The sequence below is a fragment of the Streptomyces sp. NPDC002676 genome (assembly GCF_053592455.1).
Genome location: NZ_JBSFVT010000011.1, coordinates 115,761 through 136,238 on the forward strand (window position 1 = coordinate 115,761; position 20,478 = coordinate 136,238).

Here is a 20,478-nt window from a genome sequence, read left to right on the forward strand (position 1 = left end):
GCGTCGTTCGCGAACCCCGCGGCCGGGGGCCGGAGTGCGTTGAAGGTAACACTCCTGAAATCCCTTGCGAAAGAGATTTCGCCCCCTCAATTCAACTATTGCCTCGTCAACTTGGGTTGCTGCGCGAGGGGTTGACCTTCGTTGGGTGGCGCCGTACGGTCTCGACCGCAATTTCTTGCAGAAAGAACCAACGAACGGCCTTCCCAGGCATGGCGCGTTGCCCGACCGAGGCTGGACTCCGGTTACCACCCCACTCCCCGAACTGGAGACACCATGGCCAGAAAGACCGTGGCCGCTGCACTCGCCTGCCTGGCGGGAGCCGCTGTGGCCGTCACGGCACCGACGCCGGCGCAGGCGACCGCGCCCGGCGGCAAGGACGTCACCGCGGTGATGTTCGAGTGGAACTTCAACTCCGTGGCGAAGGCCTGCACGGGCGAGCTGGGCCCCGACGGGTACGGCTACGTCCAGGTCTCCCCGCCGAACGAGCACATCCAGGGCACCTCCTGGTGGACTGCCTACCAGCCGGTCAGCTACAAGATCGGCACGAGGCTCGGCGACCGCACCGCCTTCAAGAACATGGTGGACACGTGTCACGCCGCGGGCGTCAAGGTGGTCGCCGACACGGTGATCAACCACATGGCGAACGCCTCCGGCACGGGCACCGCCGGGTCGTCCTTCAGCAAGTACGACTACCCCGGCACCTACTCCGCAGCCGACATGGACGACTGCACCAGCACGATCACCGACTACACGAACCGCTGGCAGGTCCAGCACTGCGAGATGGGCGGCCTGCCCGACCTCGACACCGGCGAGGAGTACGTCCGCAAGACCATCGCGGGCTACATGAACGACCTGCTCTCCCTCGGCGTCGACGGCTTCCGCATAGACGCCGCCAAGCACATCGACGAGGCCGACCTCGCCAACATCAAGTCCCGGCTCACCAACCCTGGCGTCTACTGGAAGCAGGAGACCATCGGGGCCGCCGGGGAGGCGGTCCAGCCGACCGAGTACTACAACACGGGCGACGTCCAGGAGTTCCACTACGCCTACGACCTCAAGCGGGTCTTCAGCAGCGAGAAGCTCGCGTACCTGAAGAACTTCGGCGAGGCCTGGGGTTACGTCTCCAGCGGCAAGGCCTCCGTGTTCGTGACCAACCACGACACCGAGCGCAACGGCGCCACCCTCACCTACAAGGACGGCGCCAACTACACGCTGACGCACGTCTTCATGCTGGCCTGGCCCTACGGCTCGCCCGACGTCCACTCCGGCTACGAGTTCAGCGACAACAACGCCGGCGGGCCCAACAACGGCCAGGTGAACGCCTGTTACACCGACGGCTGGAAGTGCCAGCACGCCTGGCGCGAGATCGCCAGCATGGTCAGGTTCCGCAACACCGCCGCCGGGACGGCGGTGACCAACTGGTGGGACAACGGCAACAACCAGATCGCCTTCGGCCGTGGCGACAAGGCGTACGTCGTCATCAACCATGAGGGCTCCACGCTGACCCGCACCTTCCAGACCTCCCTGCCCGCCGGCAGTTACTGCGACGTGCAGAGCGGCAAGGGAGTCACGGTCGACTCCTCCGGGCAGTTCACCGCGACCCTGGGCGCCAACTCGGCCCTCGCCCTGCACGTCGGGGCGAAGAACTGCGACACCAGCACCACCCCGACCGACCCCGCCCCGGCCACCGGCGCCTCCTTCAACGTCAACGCCACCACCCAGTGGGGCGAGAACATCTACGTCGTCGGCAACAACTCCGCCCTCGGCAACTGGAACACCTCCAGCGCCCCGAAGCTGGATCCCGCGAGCTACCCCGTCTGGAAGCTGGATGTGTCCATGCCCGCAGGGACGTCTTTCGAGTACAAGTACATCCGCAAGGACGCAAGCGGCAACGTCACCTGGGAGAGCGGCTCCAACCGCACGGCCACCGTCCCGTCCAGCGGCATGATCACGCTGAACGACACCTGGCGCAGCTGACCTCCATCCCCGCGACGCGACCCTGACCGCCGTCGACAGACGGCGGTCACCGATCAGGACCGCCCGGCACGTCACCTGTACCGGGCGGTCCCACGCTCCGCCTCACGGCGGTGCCCGTCCTTGCCCACAACCACCATTCCCGAGGAGATGTGTCACGTGGTCGGCAGACCCAGACACCACGCAACCGCCCTGGCCGTCGCGCTGTTGACCGCGGCCCTGCCACCGCTGGCGCCCCGGGCGGCGGCCGAGGGGGCGCCCCCGCCGCCGTCGGACACCCGGCTCGCGCAGGAGCCGGCCCGCCCGGCCGCGAGCAGGGAACAGTTCTACCTGCTGCTGCCCGACCGGTTCGCCGACGGATCCCCGGCCAACGACCGAGGAGGCCTCACCGGCGACCGTATGGCCACGGGATACGACCCCACCGACAAGAACTTCTTCCAGGGCGGCGACCTCAGAGGCGTCATCGACCACCTCGACTACATCAAGGGCCTCGGCACCACCGCCATCTGGCTCGCGCCCGTGTTCAAGAACAAGCCCGTGACGATCCGCGACGGCAAGGCGACCGGCAACTACCACGGTTACGCCATCACCGACTTCACCCGGGTCGACCCCCACTTCGGCACCGAGGCCGACCTGTCGGAGCTGATCGACAAGGCCCACACCAAGGGCATGAAGGTCTTCTTCGACGTCATCACCAACCACACCGCGGACACCATCGAATACGCCGAGAAGCGGTACGGGTACCGCAGCAAGGGCGCCTACCCCTATCTGGACACCGAAGGCCGCCCCTTCGACGACAGCACGGGCATGCACACGACGGACCCGGCCGGCGCCCCCTACACCCCGCAGGTCTCCACCGGCCGGCAGGACCGCAAGGTGCCCGACTGGCTGAACGACCCGGCCATGTACCACAACCGCGGCAACTCCACCTTCGCCGGAGAGAGTGCCCTGTACGGCGACTTCATGGGCATGGACGACCTGTGGACCGAGCGGCCCGAGGTCGTCCACGGCATGGAGCGGATCTACGAGAAGTGGGTCGACGACTTCGGCGTGGACGGTTTCCGCGTCGACACGGCCAAGAACGTCGACATGCCCTTCTGGACCCAGTGGGCCACCGCTCTGGACCGGCACGCGGCACAGCACGGCCGCCGGCACTTCTTCCTCTTCGCCGAGGCGTTCTCGGCGGACGCGTCCATCACGGCCCCGTACGTCACCCAGGGCCGGCTCGACGCGACGCTCGACTTCCCGTTCCAGGCCGCCGCCCGCAACTTCGCCTCCCGCGGCGGACCCGCCGACGACCTCGCCCACGTCTTCGCGCAGGACTACCGCTACAGCACGGACAAGACCAACGCCTACAGCGAGGTCACCTTTCTCGGCAGTCACGACATGGGACGCATCGGCACCTTCGTCGCCCAGGACAACCCCGGCGCGGACGACGCCGAACTGCTGCGGCGGGACCGCCTGGCGCACGAGCTGCTGTTCCTCTCACGCGGCAACCCGGTGATCTACTCCGGTGACGAGCAGGGCTTCACGGGCCCCGGCGGGGACGTGGACGCCCGCCAGACGATGTTCGCCTCCAAGGTCCCCGACTACCTGGACGACGACGAGATCGGCACCGACCGCACCGCGGCCTCCGACGCCTACGACACCACGCATCCCCTCTACCGGGCGATCGCCGCCCTCTCCCGGCTGACCCGGCAACACCCCGCCCTGCGCGACGGCGTCCAGACCGAGCGCTACTCCCAGGGTTCCGTCTACGCCTTCACCCGCACCGACGTCCGCCGGGGGCGCGACTACCTGATCGCGTTCAACAACGCGACCGAAGACCGGACCGTCACCCTGCCGTCCGGTTCGGCGGACACGGCGTACCAGGCGCTGTACGGCACCACGGGCAGGGTGCGCAGCGACGCGGACGGGAAGATCACCGTGTCCGTCCCCGCCCTGTCCTCGGTCGTGTACGAGTCGACACGGCCACTCGCGCCGCCGACGGCCGAGCCCTCCCTCAGGCTCAACGTCCCGGACGCGGGCGCCGACGGAACCGTGGAGATCTCCGCCGACGTCGGCGGCGGCGGATACGACCGGGTCGTCTTCGCCGCCCAGGTCGGCGACGGCGCCTGGCAGCCCCTCGGCACCGCCGACCACGCCCCCTACCGGGTCACGCAGAACATCGCCGCGGACGTCCCGGCCGGCACGCCGCTCAGGTACAAGGCGGTCGTCGTCGACAGCGCGGGCCGGACCGCGAGCGACCTCGCCACGACGACCGCGGGCCAGGCGCCGGCGGCGCCGAAACCGACGGCGCGACGCCACTGGGCCGTCGTCCACTACCGGCGGCCCGACGGTGACTACACAGGTCTGCGGCTGCGGACGGCCGACGGCCGGACCGCCGACTTCAGCGGCCGGGACGCCTACGGAGCCTTCGCCTGGTTCGCCCCGGCCGAGGGCGCCACCGAGATCCCCTTCACCGTGGAGAAGGACGGCGCCGCCGACGGCCCCGAGCGCACACTCGACTTCGCCGCGGCGCCGGAGGCATGGACCGAACAGGGCAGTGACGCGGTGACACAGACCCGGCCCGCGGACGCGTACCCGGCGCCGGACCCGACAAAGGCGATCATCCACTACCACCGTCCTGACGGGGACTACGACGGCTGGGGCCTGCACGCCTGGACCGGCGCGGCGCACCCACCGGAGTGGAACGACCCCATCCGGCCAGTGGGCCGGGACTCCTTCGGCCTGGTCTTCGAGGTCCCGCTGACCGACCACGCGGACTCTCTCAGCTACATCCTGCACAAGAGGGAGGAGAAGGACGTCACCACGGACGAGGCCCTCGACTTCTCCCTCTACGGGCACGAGGTGTGGCGCGTGGCCGGCGACCCCGCCTACCTCACGCCGTCCCTCGGCGGCGCGTTCGGCCTCGACCTCGGGTCGTCGGCCGCGACCTGGCTGGACGACACCACCGTCGTATGGCGGGGGACCGGCGCCGGAGTCGCCAGTCAGCAGCTCGTGTATGCGCCGGACGGCGGCATCACCCTCCGGCAGGGGGCCCTGTCGGACGAGGGCCGCTGGCTGCGCCTCAACCCCGCGCAACTGAGCGACGCGCAGCGGGCCGCCCACCCGCAGTTCTCGGACTACCAGGCCTTCACCGTCGACCCACGTGACCGCGGCCGGATCGCCGAGGCGCGGGCGAGCCGCCAGGTGATCGCCACCCAACGAGGGGAGGACGGCGCCCTGCTCGGCGCGACCACCGTGCAGCCGCTGACCACCGATCCGAAAGCGCACTGACCGACTGAAGCGCACTGACCTGAAGCGCGCTGACCGACTGAAGCGCACCGACCAAAGGAAAGAGCCGCACAGTGACCGCACAACCCACCGCCCGTGGCAACCCGGGCGAACGCCCGGCCGGACTCCGCCACCGGAGCCGCCCGGGCACCGTCACCCGTTCCGCCACCCTGGCCGTCACCGCCGCGCTCCTGGCCACGGCCCTGCACACCGCCCAGCCGGCGAGTGCGACGGAAAGGCCGCCCGCTCCACCGTCGGACGCCCGACTGGCCGCGTCGGCATCCCGCCACGACATGACCCGTGAGCAGTTCTACTTCCTCCTTCCCGACCGGTTCGCCAACGGCTCCACGGCCAACGACCGGGGCGGTCTGACCGGCGACCGCACGGTCACCGGATACGACCCCACGGACAAGGGCTTCTACCAGGGCGGGGACCTCAAGGGGCTGATCGACAAGCTGGACTACATCAAAGGCCTCGGCACCACCGCGATCTGGCTGGCCCCGATCTTCAAGAACAAGCCGGTGCAGGGCAACGGGGAGAGCGCCGCCTACCACGGCTACTGGATCAGCGACTTCACCCGCGTCGATCCGCACTTCGGCACCAACGCGGACCTCGCGGAACTCATCCGCAAGGCCCACGCCAAGGGCATGAAGGTCTTCTTCGACGTCATCACCAACCACACGGCCGACACCATCACCTATGCCGAGAAGACCTTCGGATACCGCAGCAAGGGCGCCTATCCCTACCTCGACACCGAAGGCCGCCCCTTCGACGACAGCAAGGGGATGCGGAAGGTGGACGCGCGCGGCCTTCCCTACACACCCCAGGTCAACCCGGCCGAACAGAACGTCAAAGCCCCGGCATGGCTGAACGACCCGACGATGTACCACAACCGCGGGGACTCCACCTTCGTCGGTGAGAGCGGCCTCTACGGCGACCACACCGGCCTGGACGACCTGTGGACCGAACGCCCCGAAGTCGTACACGGCATGGAGCAGATCTACGAGAAGTGGGTCAAGGACTTCCGCATCGACGGCTTCCGCGTCGACACCGTCCGCAACGTCGACATGCCGTTCTGGACCCAGTGGGCGACGGCCCTCGACGCGTACGCGGCGAAGAAGGGCCGGAAGAACTTCTTCATCTTCGGCGAGACACTGTCCTCCGACCCTGCCGTCACCTCGCCGTACGTACGGCAGGGCCGCCTCGACGCCACGCTCGACTTCCCGCTGCAGGACGGGATCCGCCAGTACGCCTCCCAGGGCAGGGCGGCCGGCCGGCTCGCCGATGTCTTCGCGCAGGACTACCGCTACACCACCGACAAAGCGAACGCCTACGAGGAGGTGACCTTTCTCGGCAACCACGACATGGGCCGCATCGGCGGTTTCCTGCTCAAGGACAACCCGAAGGCGGACGACACCGAACTCCTGCGACGGGACCGCTTCGCCCACGAACTGATGTTCCTCTCGCGGGGCAACCCGGTCATCTACGCCGGAGACGAACAGGGCTTCACCGGCGCCGGCGGCGACAAGGACGCCCGCCAGACGATGTTCGCCTCCAAGGTCCCCGACTACCTCGCCGACGACGAGATCGGCACCGACCGTACGGCCGCCTCGGACGCGTACGACACCTCCCACCCGCTGTACCGCGCGATATCCGCGCTGTCCCGGCTCACCCGGCAGAACCCGGGGCTGCGCGACGGCGTCCAGACCGAGCGCTACGCCAAGGACTCGGTGTACGCGTTCTCCCGCACCGACACCCGCCGGGGCGGCGACTACCTGGTCGCGTTCAACAACGCCCCCGAGGCGAGGACCGTTGAGATCCCTACGAGTTCGGCCGGCATGACCTACCAGGGCCTGTACGGCACGACCGCCACAGTGACCAGCGGGACGGACACCAAGGTGACCGTCACCGTCCCCGCGCTGTCGGCCGTGGTCCTGAAGGCGACGCAGCGGCTCGGCACCCCGGCCACGCCGCCCTCCCTCACGCTCCGGGCCCCGGCACCGGGCGCGACCGGGGACGCCGACGTCTGCGCGGAGGTGAGCGGTGGCGGCCTGAACCGCGTCGTCTTCGCCGCCCAGGTCGGCAACGGCCCCTGGCACACTCTCGGCACCGCCGACCACGCCCCCTACAAGGTCACACAGCACCTGCCCGACTCGGTGAAGCAGGGCACCCCGCTGCGCTACAAGGCCGTGGCGGTCGACCTCGCGGGCCGCACGGCGAGCGCCCTCGCCACGACCACGGCAGGTCAGCCACCGGTGGCGCAGCCGCCGAGCGCCGTGCACCGCGACTACGCCGTCGTGCACTACCTGCGCACGGACGGCGACTACACCGACTGGCGCCTCGAATCCTCCGGCCTCTCGGCCGAGTTCACCGGGCGCGACGCCTACGGCGCCTTCGCCTGGGTCAAGCCGGAGGACGGCGCGAAGAGCGTGACGTACACGGTCACCGGCAACGGCACCGCGGACGGCCCGCAGCGCACCGTCGACCTGACGAAGACGGGCGAGGTCTGGATCCGGCAGGGTGACGACGGCCAGGCGGACACGGCGCCGCAAGGGGCGTACCCGGCCCCCGACGCGACGAAGGCCGTGATCCACTACCACCGGGCCGACGGCGACTATGACGGCTGGGGCCTGCACACCTGGACCGGCGCCAAGAACCCCACCGACTGGTCCGGCCCGCTCACGCCGGTGAGGAAGGACGCGTTCGGTGTGACCTTCGAGGTGCCGCTCGCCGAAGGCGCGACGTCCCTCAGCTACATCATCCACAAGGGCGACCAGAAGGACATCGCCGCCGACCGGTCGCTGGACTTCGGAACCTACGGCAAGGAGGCCTGGCTGATCAGCGGTGACAGCAACTACCTGCTGCCGACCGTGGGAGGCGCGCCGGACCTGGACCTGGACACGGCGAAGGCGCGTTGGATCGACTCGGACACGGTCGTGTGGAAGGTGAAGGTCACCGACTCCACCAGCCAGCAACTCGTGTACGCCCCGCACGGAGGCATCACCGTCAAGGACGGCGCGTTGTCCGACGAAGGCTACTGGCTGCGGCTGATCCCGACGCAGCTGACGGACGCACAGAAGTCGGCACACCCGGAGCTGGCGGACGACCCGGCGTTCACGATCGACCCCCGCGACCGCGACCGGATCCCCGCGGCACTGCGCGCCCAGCTGATCGCGACGCAACGGGCGGCCGACGGAGCCCTGCTGGCCGCCAACGGAGTCCGCACCTCCTGACCGTACCGTCCACCAAGGGAGGAGGTGACGGCTGAGTACCCGGCCCGGCCGCAGACGGCGCACGAGCCCGGCGAGGCTCGGCGCCGTACGGCGGCGTGCGATCAGGCGCGCACGTGCAGCCCGAATCCCGTGCGGCCCGCGGGCTCCAGTCCCTCCTTCAGGTGCAGCGAGGGGATCTCGTAGTCGCCGAAGTTCTGCCGCCGGAACGCGATCGGCTCGGTCGACTCCAGGGTGAGCAGGCGCTGCTCCCAAGCCTTCGCGACGTCCGAGTAGTCCTCGTCGGTCATCCGGTCGGTGCCGTACAGCACGAACGGCGGCAGCACCTCGATGCCGGGGTAGTAGAGGATGCCGTGGTGGATCGGGAACAGCAGATCGTCGATGGGGCCGTTGATCCCCCGAGCGGCGTAGTGCGACTCCGGGCCGCCGGCGGTCACCGACAGCAGCGCCTTCCTGCCCGCGAGGGTCCCTTCGCCGAAGCGCTCGCCGTACCTGGTGTCGCTGTGCTCGCCGACGCCGTAGGCGAAGTGGTAGGTGAACACCCGGTCCACCCAGCCTTTGAGGATCGCGGGCATCGTGTACCACCACAGCGGAAACTGAAAGATGATCGTCTCAGCCCACAGCAGCTTCTCCTGCTCGGCGAGGACGTCCGGGGTGAGCGTCCCGGTGTCGAAGGCCCGGCCCGAGTCCAGGGCTACCTTCAGCGGGCTTGAGGCGTTGGGGCCGTAGTCCGCGGCGTCCACGACCGCCTTCCAGTTCATCGCGTACAGATCGCTCACCCGTACCTCGTGCCCGGCGGCTTCCAACGTGGACACCGCGAGGTCCTTCAGCGAGCTGTTGAGCGACTTCGGCTCCGGGTGGGCGTAGACGATCAGCGTCTTCATGGGAACTCCTTCGGATCGGGTGCCTTCGATCCTGGGCGCCGCGGCGCCCGGCGTTCAGGGGCGCCTCTTCCGTCGGACGGGACTTCCTGGTATCGGCAGGACCACCTTCGCGGGCACCACCGAGGCCATACTGGGGCCATGGACGATCTTGCGGGCTTCCTGCGGACCCGGCGTTCCCGGATCGACCCGGCGGCCGTCGGCATCCCTACCGACAGCCGTCGTCGGGTCGAAGGCCTGCGCCGCGAAGAGGTCGCGCACCTGTCGGGAGTCAGCGTCGACTACTACGTACGCCTGGAGCAGGGCCGCGCGACCCAGCCCTCCGAGCAGGTCCTCGACGCGCTCGCCCGCGTCCTCGGCCTCGACGAGACCGAACGCGGGCACCTCTACCGGCTCGCCCGGCAGCGCCGCCGGCGCGCGAAGGCGCCGGGCGGGCGGGTCCGGCCGGAGCTGCTGCGCGTCCTCGACCTGGTCACCGACGCACCCGCGCTGATCATGGACCACCGCCTGGACGTGCTCGCCGGTAACCGCCTCGCCGGGCTCCTCTACGGCCGGCCGATCCCGGGCCTGAACACGGCCCGGCACATCTTCCTCGAGGAGGCCGAGCGCGGCCTGTACGCGGACTGGGAGACATGCACCCTCGACGTGGTCGGGCACCTGCGCCTGGCCGCGGGCAAGTACCCCGAGGACCCCCGTCTGGCCTCGCTCATCGGCGAGTTGGCGATGGGCAGCGAACGCTTCCGCCGCCTGTGGGCCCGCGCGGACGTGCGCGCCCGCACACATGGATGCAAGGCGTACCGGCACCCGATGGTCGGACTGCTGGAACTGCACCACGAGAACTTCGCGCTACCTGACGAATCAGGCATGGAGCTGCTGGTGCTGTCCGCGGCCCCCGGCAGCCCCGCCGAGGACGGGCTGCGCTTGCTCGCGGGCCTGGGCGCGGACAGCAGTGACGCGCATCCCACAGTGAACGCTCAGGTCCGCGAGTAACTCAACGAGATGTCAGGCGGTGGACCCTCGGGTTCGTGCTGAAGTCGTGGGGGTGGTCTCCATGGGACGTTCCAGGAGAGCGGTCTTTGGGGCGTGTTGCAGCAAGATGTCCGGTGTCTGGTGAACCACCCGCAGAAGGTGGTGACTTGGGGCACGTGGTGAGGCAAGGTCAGCAGGACCCCCCGCGCTGTCCAGAGATACCGGAGGCCAGAGTGCGTACCCGCACCATCCCGACCCTGCTCCGGCGTCACCGACAAGGGCGGCTACCCGCTCTACTCGCTCACCATCACCCAGCCGATCGACCACAGCAGGCCCGAACTCGGTACCTTCGGGCAGCGCTTCACCCTCTGGCACAAGTCGGTCACCAAGCCCGTCGTCTTCTACACCGGTGGCTACGGTCTCTCCAGCTCCACCCGTGAGCCCACCGCGATTGTCGACGCCAACCAGCTCAGCGTCGAGCACCGCTTCTTCGGCCCCTCCCGGCCGGCCGACGTCGACTGGTCGAAGATGACCGTCTGGCAGGAGGCGAGCGACGAGCACGCCATCGTCGAGGCGATCCGCCCGCTGTACGACAAGAGCTCCAAGTGGCTCGGCACCGGTGGCAGCAAGGGCGGTATGACGCAGACGTACCACCGCCGCTACTACCCCGAGGACCTCGACGCGGTCATCGCCTACGTCGCTCCCGACGACGCCAACAACCATGACGACAACGGCTACGAGCGGTTCTTCGAGACCGTTGGCACGAAGGAGTGCCGTGACGCGCTGAACGCGGTCCAGCGCGCGATGCTCGAACGCCGCGACACCCTGCTTCCCAAGTTCGAGGCGACGGCGAAGGAGAAGGGCTACACCTTCACCAACACCCTCGGCACCACCGATCGTGCCTACGAGTTCGCCGTCCTGGACCAGGTCTGGAACTTCTGGCAGTCCGGCACCGCCGCCGACTGCCCGACCGTCCCGGACGCCGGGACCGTGTCCGACGACGACCTCTACACCTGGGCGCTCGGCCACGGCCTGTCCATCTACGAGGACAGCTCACTCGGCGCCAACGGCTCCGGCCCCTACTACCGGCAGGCCGCCGCTCAGCTGGGCTGGGCCGACCTGAAGTTCAAGCACCTCAAGGGCGTCCGCCACTACCCGGACATCTACCAGCCCAACTCGGTGCTGCCTGCCGACATGCGCACCGACTACAACGGCAAGGCCATCTCCGACGTCGACAAGTGGGTGCGGAGCGACTCCGAACGCATGATGTTCGTCTACGGGCAGAACGACCCGTGGAGCGCCGAGCAGTTCGAGCCCAGCTCCCACGACTCGTACAAGTACATCGTTCCCGGTTCCAACCACGGCGCTCGGATCTCCTCTCTGCCCGCCGACCAGCGGGACGAGGCCATCGCCACGATCAAGCGCTGGGCCGGACAGTGAGAGTCCGCCCGGTGGCCGGCTGACATGAGTTCCCGTGGCCCGCCGGCCCGACTACGGGCCCGCCACTCTCGGTCAAGGTCCTCCTTTCGGCGTAAGTCACAGAGTCGCCATACTGGGATACATGCACTCAAAGTCTGGTGAATCCGCCATGCGGTCCGTGGCGGACCCAGACGTTCTGTGCAGCAATTCGACGTACTTCGGGAGACGACGATGAGCGAGCAGCCGCTCCTCCTGCCCTATGCCGATCCGACCTTCGTGACCAACCCGTTCCCGTTCTATCGACAGCTGTGCGAGGAGGGCCCGGTGCGGCGCGCGGTCATCGTCGGCGGCCTGGAGGCCTGGCTGGTCACACGCTATGAGGACGCCCTCGCCGCGCTCAGCGACCCGCGCCTGAGCAGCGATGTCCGCGACGCCTCGGACCCCCGGATCCTGGAACAGCTGCCGGCGACGGAGCGCGAGTCCATGCTGCGCAACATGCTCCGGGCGGACCCGCCCGACCACACCCGCCTGCGTCGCCTGGTCTCGAAGGCGTTCACCGCGCGCCGGGTGGCCGAACTGCGGCCCCGTGTCCAGGCCATCACCGACGGGCTGCTCGACGCGATCGTGCAGTCCGGCCGCGCGGACCTGGTCGCCGACTTCGCGCTGCCGCTTCCGGTCACGGTGATCAGCGAGCTGCTCGGGGTGCCCACGATGGACCGGTACGACTTCCAGCGGTGGACCGACGACATGATCCTCCGGGGACCCGAGCCGCCGGACCCGACCGTGGTCGACGCTGCCTGGCAGCAGATGCGCGCGTACCTGATCAAGCTTCTGGAAGCCAAACGGGCCAACGCCGGAGACGACCTGCTCAGCGCTTTGATCACCGCTCGGGACGAGGAGCAGCGGCTGGACGAGGACGAGCTGATCGCCATGGCGTTCCTGTTGCTGGTGGCCGGATACGTCACCACGGTCAACCTGATCAGCGGCGGCATCGCCGCACTGCTCGCTCACCCTGACCAGCTTCAGCTGCTGCGGGACGATCCGGCGCTGCTGCCTGACGCGATCGAGGAGTTCCTGCGCTACGACGGACCGGTGAACCCCGGCATCGCCCGCTTCGCGCGCGAGAACGTCGAGATCGCAGGCGTGCGGATCCCGCGCGGCGCCACCGTGCTGGTGGCCTCCGCCATCGCCGACCGGGATCCGGCGCGGTTCCCGGACCCCGATCGTCTGGACATCACCCGCCGGGACAACGCCCACCTCGCGTTCGGGCACGGAATCCACTACTGCCTGGGCGCCCCGCTGGCCCGGCTGGAGGGGCAGGTCGCCATCGGGACTGCCCTGCGCCGTCTGCCCGCTCTGGCCCTGGCCGTGCCGCCGGGCGAGCTGCAGTGGAGGCCGAGCGGCCTGCGCGGCCCCGAGCACCTGCCCGTCACATTCACGCCCGGGTTCGTGCCCGACGGCACGGGCCCGGCCGTCCCGGCTTGATCCGGACACGGTCCCTTCGGCGGACTGCCGTGGCTGGTGCGGGTGGACCGCGGCAAGGAGTTCCTGCGCCGAGCGGTCACCCGGGCGTTGGGTGCGTTCGCGGTGCCGGTGGACGACCTTCCCGCCTACACGCCGTACCGCAACCGACCCAGCCCGGCACCTGGGATAGACACGAGCAGGCAGAGGTCTGTTCGTCTCCGCGGGGAGAACTATCGTGAGCCAGGCTCCGCGTCTACGTCAGACCGCCTCTCAGGACACGATCGAGCGCTGCCCGGCCTGGGGGTCCCCATGTCGGCTTGCCGCCAGGAAGGCCCCGATCTCCGTTCTGGCCCATCAGCATGAGGAACAGGCTTTTCAGAGCAGCCAGCCCGCGGGCGCGCCGGATCGTCGCCCCGTCCGCATGCGCGTACACGTCGAAGAAGCGTGAGGCGGCGCCCGCGGGAAGGATCACCCATGCGGCCGCGAGGTCCCACGCCGGATCGCCGGCGAACAGGTCACCGAAGTCGATCACGCCCGAGAGCGTCCCGTCCGAGACGACGACATTTGCGGGATGAAGGTCACCGTGCACCCATACCGGCGGGCCCTCCCACTCGGGGGCCGCTACGGCATCGTCCCAGACGGCCCGGACCTCGTCGGCAATGCCGCCGGGTGCAACGGCTTGAAAGAAGTGGTCGAAGCCGTCCGTGCACTTCTTGGGGTGAGCGCCGCGGTCCGAACTGGTCGGCGCCTCGGCGGGCGCCTCCGCGTGGAGCGCCCTGAGGAAGCCAGCCAGAGTGTCGGCCGAGTGGTCGCCGCGGCTGATGGAGGTGAAGTCCAGTGGCTCGCCGGGAACCCACGTCACGATGGTCCAGGGCTTCGGGAAGCGCGCGGACGGTTCACCGGTCCGCACAGGGTTCGGGACCGGGAGCGGCAGGCGCGGGGCCAGGACGGGCAGCCATCGGCACTCCTTGCGCTGGAGGTCCGGGGCACGTTCTGTACGCGGCATGCGCACGGCCAACTCGTCCCCAAGGCGCCACATTTGGTTGTCCCACCCGCCCGTCACCTCGCGGATGGCCAGCCCTGCAAGGTCCGGATGCTGCTCCCGCAGCAGGTCGTGGACCAGATCTGCGGTGATCTCGATCTCGGCGTCGGTCATGCGAAGCCACAGTACTGGGGCAGGCGGAGCGGCTCTCACTCTCCGGAAGCCGGACTCGCCTTCTCGGGCTGTTCACGGTGCCAGCAGGGCCGGACCGCGCCGCGGCTGCTGGGGGTGGATGAGTTCGCCTTCCGCAAGGGCTGCCCCTACGGCACCGTGCTGGTCGACGCCGAGGCCGGCCGGGGCATGGACGTCCTGCCCGACCGCACCTCCGACCTGTTCGCGGCCTGGCTGACCGGGCACCCCGGAGCCGAGGGTCCGGGCGCCCGGCCGTGCTCCGTAGGCGAACAGCCAGGTGGCATCGATCAGCCCAACGACGCAGTTGCCGCGCGCAGGTCCTCCAGGGCTGCCAGTGCGTGAGGCGCGAGCCCTTCCGTGTCGTCACGATCGCCTTCGGACCACTGGGCGTAGCCCCGCTTGAACGCGAGGACTCCCAGCTCGCCCGCGAGATGCGCAGTCGGGTCGGGGACACCGCGGGCGATGAGCGCGGCTGTCATGGAGGCCGCGAGACCGACGCTCTTGAGGGCGTCGCGCTCCTGAAGTTCGGTGCTGGCTGCCACGGCCGCTTTGAGGCGGGGGCCGAGTTCGCGGTTGGCCGGCCCCATGGCGCTGGATGCGCGCTCGAGACCGGCTGCCACCGCCTGGAGCGGGCTGGCGCTCGCAGGCGCCTCGGCGATGCCGTCGGCGAGCAGCCTGCTGAGCGTCTCCTGGCCGGCGACCAATAGCTCTCGCTTGTCGGAGAAGTGTCGGAAGAAGGTGCTCTTGGTGACGCCGGCGCGCTCGGCGATCTGCGTCACCGTGGTGGCGTCGTACCCCTGCTCGGTGAACAGGTCGACGGCCGCAACGACGAGTCGCTGGGTCGCCCCCGGTTGCCATCTAGCCATGAGACCAGAATAGGTGATGGGACACCTGTCCCGTCACCGTGTAAGGTCAGTGATGGGACAATGGTCCCATCACTTGAGGGAGGGCTCATGCGCGTCTTCATCACCGGCGGTACCGGCACCATCGGCTCCGCCGTCGTCGCTGAACTGCTCGGCAAAGGCCACACGGTTCTCGCACTGGCTCGCTCGGACGGCTCCGCGCAGGCCCTCGAGAGCGCGGGTGCCAAGGTGCTGCGAGGAGACCTGGCGGATCTCGACCTCCTGCGGTCCGGCGCTGCACAGTGCGACGGCGTGATCAGTCTGGCGTTCGGACGCGACTACAGCAGTCCGAATTCGCTCGCGCAGGCCATCGCCGAGGAGAGCGCCGCTCTCGCTGCGATGGGGCAGGAACTCATCGGGAGCGACCGCCCGATCGTCACGGTCTCGGGTACGCCCTGGGTGCCGGGGCGCGCCTCCACCGAAGCCGATCCGCTGCCGACCGACGGACCGGTGGGCGGTCGAGGCCGTTCGGTCACAGCACTGCTCGATCTCGCCTCGCGCGGTCTGCGCAGCATGGCTGTCCGCATGCCGCGCACGGTCCACAACGAGGGTCAGGGCGGATTCGCCGGCCTGTTGGTCGATGCAGCGCGCCGCACCGGGGTGTCCGGTTACCCGGGCGACGGCACCCAGCGCTGGCCGGCCGTGCACGCGCTCGACGCAGCGGTCCTGTTCCGTCTGGTCCTTGAGTCTGCACCGGCGGGGACGTCCTGGCACGCCGTCGGCGACGAGGGCGACGCGGTGCGGGACATTGCGACAGTCATCGGCCGACGACTGGGCCTGCCGGTCCAGGAGGTTCCGCAAGAAGACTTCGGCCCGTTCGGCCCGATCTTCGCCATGGACCAGCCGGCGTCCAGCGCCCACACCCGCGATGCCCTCGGGTGGCAGCCGACGCACTCCGGCCTCCTCGAGGACTTGGAGAACATTCAGCCCTGACGGGTTTCGACAGAACACGGCGTGACTATGTCCGGCCGCTCCGTTCCAACTGTCGGCCTGCCGCACGCTGCCGAGCTCACGGCCGCCGCAGACCACGTCCGCACCTTCGCGACCGTCATGACCAACCGCGAAGGAGGCCGGCTGCGGCACTGGATCGCCGACGTCTCCGCGGACGAGCAGGCCGGCCTGGTCGGCTTCGCCGCCGGACTGCTCCCCGACCTCGACGCCGTCGTCCACGGCATGAGCACCGACTGGTCATCCGGCCCGGTCGAGGGCCGCGTCAACGACCTGAAGGCGCTCGAACGCAGAATGTTCGGCCGTGCGAAGCCCCCGCTGCTGCGTAAAAGGCTCCTCCTGACCGCCGCCAGCCGCCGCCGGCACGGCCAGACCCCGGACGATGCGCGCGGATCCGGTTGTCGTCATGCATGATCGGCCGGACGCGCTCCAGGCGCGGCAGCACCCGCACAAGTCGGGTGGTCGGATGCCGAGCCCCGATACGGTTCGCCTCCCGGCGTCCTCACCGCCGCGCGGGATGTCAGAATCCGATGGCCTCACGCAGCAGCAGGACAGTGCCGCGCCCGGGCTGCGGCTCGGCGTTGAGGACGAGCAGACGGTTGACCGCGCTCGGATGCCCGTAGACCGCCTGGGCACGCGCGTTTTCCAGCGGGAGAGCGTGCTCCTCGACCCGGCGCAGTGCGGTGCTCAGGTCGGGCACCACCTTCTGCGCCCCGACGATCCAGATGGCCTTTGCGGCGCCGCCTGCGGAGGCGGGCAGCTGGCTGCCGCTGCCCGAGGCTGTGACGAGCGAGCCGGTCTCGGTCACGGCCGCGACGCTGGCGACGAAGACGTCCGGGGTGGCCATCAGCCGGCGGATCTGGTCGGACTCGGTGGCGCGGTCCATCTTCAGCACGCGCGGCCGGATGGCCTGGTAGCGGTCGCCCTCCTCGATGTCCCGCGCGATGCCGGAGAGCCGAAGCGTCTCGCTGGCCCCGGTGAACACGCCCGCGCCCTCCGGTATCAGTTCCTTGATGCGGGCGCGGGCCGCCGCGGCGTCCTCGAGCAGTTCGGCGGTGAAGCCGTTCGCCCGCAGCGCCGCGACCGCCCGGTCCAGCCGCTCGGCGGACGCCGGTGCACCGAAGTCGTCGGCCGCACCCGTGGCCGACGCATCCGCCACAGCGGCATCCGAGGCCAGGCCGGCGTCCCAGGCCTCACCGGAGTTGTGCGACTGAGCGTCGGGGCCGGGCGCGGAACCCCGCAGCGGGGTCGTGTCGACGTACCTGACCTCGTAGACCCGCTCGGCGAACTTCCAACCCTCCGGCGTCCGCTGGTAGCTGTCGTGGTACACGGCGAAGTTCAGGCCCGAGCGGCCGTCGCGCACCCGCGCGATCTCCTGCATGTAGGTGCGGCCCGTGGCCGTGTCGCCGTCGAGACGGATCGTTCCCGGGTGGCTGTTCTGCACGAAGAAGTCCCACTGGGCCTGCAGGCGTTCGCCTCCGGTCCGGATCTCCTCGCGGCCGACGAACTCGACCGGGATGTTGGGCATGCGCAACACGCCGTCGTAGGTGAACAGCGCGGCGAGGCGGGCGCGGTCGCGCATCATCGCCGCGTCGGTGAACTCGCCGCGCAGCGCCTCGATCTCGACGCGGTCGGCGATCTCCTGGAAGTCGTTCATGTTCGGCGTCCTGTCCTGTGGCTGGTGTTCCTCTTCACCCAGTCCGACAACGCAGCCCCGCCGAATGTGAGGCGAACCGCCGACCTCACATTCCGTCGCTCTGATTTGTCGTAATGGAGAGGGACCGCGAACGAGGGAGCCGGCGAGCGTATGACCACCCCGTGGGAACAGTCACAGCGGCAGGCGGAGAAGCAACGCGCCCCGGACCTGGGCACGATCACGAGCGAGCGGCGACAGCTGCTCAATCTCGCCTACCGGCTGCTCGGGTCTCTGGCCGACGCGGAGGACGTCGTCCAGGAGACCTACATCCGTTGGTACGCGATGTCCCGGGCGCAGCAGGAGGCCGTCGAGTCCCCGGGCGCCTGGCTGACGACGGTGGCCAGCCGTATCTGTCTGAACCTGCTCGGCTCCGCGCGCAGTCGACGGGAGACCTACGTCGGGGAGTGGATCCCGGAGCCGCTGCCCGATCCGGCCGAGTGGATCGCCGGGGCGGCGGGCGGCGGGGACCCGGCCGACCGGATCACCCTCGACGAGTCGGTGACCATGGCCTTCCTGGTCGTGTTCGAGTCGTTGACCCCGGCCGAGCGCGTCGCGTTCGTGCTGCACGACATCTTCCGCTACCCGTTCGCCGAGGTGGCCGAGATCGTCGGCCGCAGCCCGGCGGCGTGCCGTCAGCTTGCGTCCTCGGCCCGCCGTCGCATCGCTGCGCGGGCGGAGGCGAGCCCGGACGTGACCCGGCAGGCGAGCGTCGTCCGGCGGTTCAAGGCGGCCTGGGAGGCGCAGGACATCAAGGCCCTGCTCGGCCTGCTCGACCCGGGCGCCACCGCGATCTCCGACGGTGGTGGCCGCGCCATCGCCCACCTGCTGCCGATCGAGGGTGCGGAGCGGATCGCCCACCTCTATCTCACGATCGCCCGGCTTGCGCCGGCCCGAACGATCCTCGAGCGCACCGTCAACGGGCTGCCGGGCCTGGTGATCGAGTCGGAGGGCCGGATCGAGACGGTGTTCGCGTTCGAGGTCGCCGAGGACGACAGAATCACGCACATCTGGGCGGTGCGCAATCCGGACAAGCTCCAGCCGTGGCAGCTGTCCTGACCGTCCCCCGCCGCGAGTGCCGCCCCGGCGGCCCCGGCGATCTCCTGCCTTCGCCGAAGGACGAAGTCCCTGAGGATGTCCGCGCTGGCGGTGTCGGGGGCGGCCGCTCGAAGCCACCGAGGAAGCCGAGTTGGCAGACCCGGCCGCGGGGGCGGACCGTGGCCAGGGAGTCGCGCAGGACGTTGTTGCCGACGAGATGGAACACCGCGTCAACGGTGTGGTTGCTTCTGCCGACCGTTCATGCGGCAGGCACACCAAGGAGGGTGACGTCGTCCGACATCGCCCTCAAGGCCTTCCGATCACAGGAAGCAGCAGTGCGGAGAGCTCATGAATGCCACGCCATGAGTTTACTGTCTCTTTGGTCAGCGTCGTGCCCAGATGAGGATGGCCTCGAGGTGGAGTGCGGTCTGGTAGGCGATGGCGTCCGCGGCCGGCCGAGTGCCGCGAGCACGAACGTGACGCTGATGAGCAGGGCCCAGGCGCCGAACTTGCCGACGCCGACGGGCTGCCAGCCGTGCAGCTGGTACGGGTAACGCCAGGCGCCCACATAGGTGGCGAGGTTCTCGGCCACCCACAGGAAGAACCCGATCAGGACGAACGACAGCGCCAGCGGCATGCTTCGCCGTACCCCGCGCACCGTGAAGCTTACGGAGGTGCCCGCGGTGACGGCCACGAGGAGGGCCGCGAGGAGCCAGCGGGCGTCGGGCAGCCAGTGGTGGCTGAAGAAGTTGACGTAGACGCCGGCGGCCACCAGTGCCGTAGCCCGTGGCCGGTAGCGGCACAGCTCCAGTTCGAACAGGTACCAGGCTCGGCAGACGTAGCTGCCCACGGCCGCGTAGAGGAAGCCCCCGTACAGGGGAACGCCCGCGAACTTCAGCACGGCTGGTTCCGGGTAGCTCCACGAGCCCTGTGACACCTTCACCAGCTCGAACGCGAGGCCGATGACGTGGCAGGCGCTGATGACAGCGACGTCCCGTCCGCTCTCCCAGCCACGCCGCCAGAACAGCAGCGTGAGCAGCACGCCGTAGCCGACGAGCAGGTCGTAACGGGCCACTGGTAGCCGTGGCAGCAGTGTCGACGCTGCCACTCCGGACAGCAGGGCGATGGCGAAGGCGCAGGCGCGGGTCTGGGTCCAGGTGAATTCGAGCAGCTGACCGATCAGGGACGCCGGGGGGCCGGCCGGTTTTGTAGTGAGCATGGTGAGAAGAAGGACGGTGCGCGGCCCTCTTCCGGTTGCCGCGGGCGCGCTGGTCACCGCACCGTGCCAACGGACGTGAGGCCGTCCTCGAAAGCAGCGGCGAGCACCCTGGGTCGGTGGTGACCGGTACTTCCGGGCACGTGCCGGCGTACTGGGCGAGTTCTGAGGCTGAGCCGGGAGATCAAACGGCGTACTGACCTGCGGCACCCTCGGGACCGGGAGGGGGGCACGACTCATCGACCCCTTCAGGGTCATTGTGCGTTCGCTGTCGTGGACACGGTCGTCTCCCCA

General features: G+C 69.5%; 12 protein-coding genes and 3 pseudogenes. 10 read left to right on the forward strand and 5 right to left on the reverse strand.

All coding sequences use genetic code 11. From position 1 onward, the window contains the following. Nucleotides 1-273: 273 nt before the first annotated feature. The 3 genes and pseudogenes from ACWD3E_RS27450 to ACWD3E_RS27460 form a co-directional block, all read left to right on the forward strand. Nucleotides 274-1,977, forward strand: a complete 1,704-nt coding sequence (locus ACWD3E_RS27450; protein ID WP_451390237.1) for a carbohydrate-binding module family 20 domain-containing protein — start codon at nucleotides 274-276, stop codon at nucleotides 1,975-1,977. 147 nt (nucleotides 1,978-2,124) lie between these two features. Further along, a pseudogene (locus ACWD3E_RS27455) lies at nucleotides 2,125-5,223 on the forward strand (alpha-amylase family glycosyl hydrolase); the annotation flags it as partial. Nucleotides 5,224-5,420: 197 nt separating this feature from the next. After that, a pseudogene (locus ACWD3E_RS27460) lies at nucleotides 5,421-8,480 on the forward strand (alpha-amylase family glycosyl hydrolase); the annotation flags it as partial. Nucleotides 8,481-8,584: 104 nt separating this feature from the next. On the opposite strand, the gene ACWD3E_RS27465 reads toward ACWD3E_RS27460, so the two are convergent. After that, nucleotides 8,585-9,364 carry an NAD(P)H-dependent oxidoreductase gene (locus ACWD3E_RS27465; RefSeq protein WP_451390238.1) on the reverse strand — a complete coding sequence of 260 codons (780 nt, stop codon included), beginning with the start codon at nucleotides 9,362-9,364 and terminating at the stop codon, nucleotides 8,585-8,587. Between the two features lie 138 nt (nucleotides 9,365-9,502). Here ACWD3E_RS27465 and ACWD3E_RS27470 point away from each other — a divergent pair, with 138 nt between their 5' ends. The 3 genes and pseudogenes from ACWD3E_RS27470 (at nucleotide 9,503) to ACWD3E_RS27480 (ending at nucleotide 13,234) form a co-directional block, all read left to right on the forward strand. Beyond that, nucleotides 9,503-10,351 (forward strand): helix-turn-helix transcriptional regulator, encoded by an 849-nt coding sequence (locus ACWD3E_RS27470; RefSeq protein WP_451390239.1) that lies wholly within the window; start codon nucleotides 9,503-9,505, stop codon nucleotides 10,349-10,351. A gap of 270 nt (nucleotides 10,352-10,621) precedes the next feature. Then, nucleotides 10,622-11,770 (forward strand): annotated as a pseudogene (locus ACWD3E_RS27475) (S28 family serine protease); the annotation flags it as partial. A 210-nt stretch (nucleotides 11,771-11,980) separates the two neighbouring features. Then, nucleotides 11,981-13,234, forward strand: a complete 1,254-nt coding sequence (locus ACWD3E_RS27480) for a cytochrome P450 family protein (protein WP_451390240.1) — start codon at nucleotides 11,981-11,983, stop codon at nucleotides 13,232-13,234. 232 nt (nucleotides 13,235-13,466) lie between these two features. Here the strand turns inward: ACWD3E_RS27480 and ACWD3E_RS27485 are convergent, their stop codons facing one another. After that, nucleotides 13,467-14,369, reverse strand: coding sequence for an aminoglycoside phosphotransferase family protein (locus tag ACWD3E_RS27485; RefSeq protein WP_451390241.1), 903 nt, complete (start codon nucleotides 14,367-14,369; stop codon nucleotides 13,467-13,469). A gap of 114 nt (nucleotides 14,370-14,483) precedes the next feature. Between ACWD3E_RS27485 and ACWD3E_RS27490 the strand changes: the two genes are divergently transcribed. Then, nucleotides 14,484-14,729 (forward strand): hypothetical protein, encoded by a 246-nt coding sequence (locus ACWD3E_RS27490; RefSeq protein WP_451390242.1) that lies wholly within the window; start codon nucleotides 14,484-14,486, stop codon nucleotides 14,727-14,729. Here the strand turns inward: ACWD3E_RS27490 and ACWD3E_RS27495 are convergent. Then, nucleotides 14,675-15,253, reverse strand: a complete 579-nt coding sequence (locus ACWD3E_RS27495) for a TetR/AcrR family transcriptional regulator (protein WP_451390243.1) — start codon at nucleotides 15,251-15,253, stop codon at nucleotides 14,675-14,677. The genes ACWD3E_RS27490 and ACWD3E_RS27495 overlap by 55 nt on opposite strands. An 87-nt stretch (nucleotides 15,254-15,340) precedes the next feature. Between ACWD3E_RS27495 and ACWD3E_RS27500 the strand changes: the two genes are divergently transcribed. Together ACWD3E_RS27500 and ACWD3E_RS27505 are read left to right on the forward strand one after the other, a co-directional pair. Then, a complete protein-coding gene (locus ACWD3E_RS27500; protein ID WP_451390244.1) occupies nucleotides 15,341-16,222 on the forward strand; it encodes an SDR family oxidoreductase in 882 nt (293 codons plus the stop codon). A gap of 21 nt (nucleotides 16,223-16,243) precedes the next feature. Then, nucleotides 16,244-16,651 (forward strand): hypothetical protein, encoded by a 408-nt coding sequence (locus ACWD3E_RS27505; RefSeq protein ID WP_451390245.1) that lies wholly within the window; start codon nucleotides 16,244-16,246, stop codon nucleotides 16,649-16,651. Between the two features lie 106 nt (nucleotides 16,652-16,757). On the opposite strand, the gene ACWD3E_RS27510 is transcribed toward ACWD3E_RS27505, so the two are convergent. Then, entirely contained in the window at nucleotides 16,758-17,894 is a 1,137-nt protein-coding gene (locus ACWD3E_RS27510; protein ID WP_451390246.1) for an LUD domain-containing protein, read from the reverse strand. Nucleotides 17,895-18,044: 150 nt separating this feature from the next. Between ACWD3E_RS27510 and sigJ the strand changes: the two genes are divergently transcribed. Then, on the forward strand, nucleotides 18,045-18,989 hold the full coding sequence (sigJ, locus tag ACWD3E_RS27515) for an RNA polymerase sigma factor SigJ (protein ID WP_451390247.1): 945 nt from the start codon (nucleotides 18,045-18,047) through the stop codon (nucleotides 18,987-18,989). A gap of 325 nt (nucleotides 18,990-19,314) precedes the next feature. On the opposite strand, the gene ACWD3E_RS27520 is transcribed toward sigJ, so the two are convergent. Continuing rightward, nucleotides 19,315-20,187 (reverse strand): DUF817 domain-containing protein, encoded by an 873-nt coding sequence (locus ACWD3E_RS27520; protein ID WP_451390248.1) that lies wholly within the window; start codon nucleotides 20,185-20,187, stop codon nucleotides 19,315-19,317. Between the last annotated feature and the right edge of the window lie 291 nt (nucleotides 20,188-20,478).